Source organism: uncultured Maribacter sp., assembly GCF_947500405.1.
GTDB lineage: Bacteria > Bacteroidota > Bacteroidia > Flavobacteriales > Flavobacteriaceae > Maribacter_B.
In genome coordinates, this window is the sequence record NZ_CANMRY010000051.1 from 1 (window position 1) to 1,129 (window position 1,129).

Consider the following 1,129-nt stretch of genomic DNA (forward strand, 5'->3'; position numbering starts at 1 on the left):
TTTCCAATTATATTTCAATTCATAAAGTAAGCTAGATGCACCAAAAGCTAGTTTATTGCATGCAACGTGTTTGTATAAGATTAGTTGCGTTGTTTAAGCACCTAATTTAGCAAATACAAACCGAATAGAAAATCCGCGAGGATTTTCGTAAGTAGGAGAGGTCTAGCCATTAATTTTATACGGTGTTAGGGTACGTTTTTATTCTCCGTATTTTATTTTTCTCGTTTTAACCATTTTTATTTTTTTCTTTTTCAACTTCCCACTTTCAGTTTTAATATGGCTATATCTTTTTTTTGAAATCCAATTTCCTTTTTTGTTATACTTATATTCAATTGTGTAACAAACATTATCATTGTCATTCCAATTTCTTTTGTAAAATATTAAATCTCCTTGTTCATTATATTCATTCGAAGTCTTTTGTTTTTTCTCTCCAGAATGACTTATAGCTCTATTCTTAGAATTAACCAGCTCGTTATTATTGTTATATTGATTAACGACGACGACATTATTTTCTAAATCATAATTTGCAGTTTCATAACCAATTAAACTACCATTTCCATTATAGTTCTCAAGTCTAATTAAGTTTTTTTCTTTGTCCAAGAAGTATTGAGCGATATTCGAAATTTGCTTTTGTGAATTATAATCTATTTGAACAAAATTCCCAATTGAATCATATTTATATTCAGTGTGTTTTGTTTGATATCCAATTACATTTATCCATCTTTTGTTATCAAGTCTAACTCTTCTCTGTAAACTGTCATATTTATAAATATTTAGCCAAATCAATTTGTTTTTATCATCGAATCTTTTAAGGCTTGTCAATTGCATTGATTTATTGAAGTCCTTATGCTCAATTTCCGTTTTAATTCCGTCCGAATTATAAAAACTCGTTTTTTCTATAATTTGAGTGAAATTCGCGTTTTTTTCGTATTTGGTAGCATTACTGTTATAACTTGCTATTGACTGTGAAAAGGTCAGTTGCGAGAGAAGGAAAGTGGCTATTAAAATTGTTAATCTCATTGATGTTTGCTTGGTTTCTGTAAATGTACCCTAACGTTCTCGGCTATGATTTCGGACTGGGAAAGTATACGCTAACCAGTCAGCCAGAGATAAATTTTTAAAATTAATA

The 1,129-nt window shown here is 29.3% G+C and carries 1 protein-coding gene; it reads right to left on the reverse strand.

The features are described 5' to 3' along the window. Positions 1–198 precede the first annotated feature (198 nt). Positions 199–1,020 (reverse strand): hypothetical protein, encoded by an 822-nt coding sequence (locus tag Q0945_RS15925; RefSeq protein WP_299436632.1) that lies wholly within the window; start codon positions 1,018–1,020, stop codon positions 199–201. Positions 1,021–1,129 lie beyond the last annotated feature (109 nt).

Coding starts and splice junctions, on each gene's coding strand:
- Q0945_RS15925 (WP_299436632.1), bottom strand. CDS start 1,020: ATGAGATTAACAATTTTAATAGCCACTTTCCTTCTCTCGCAACTGACC.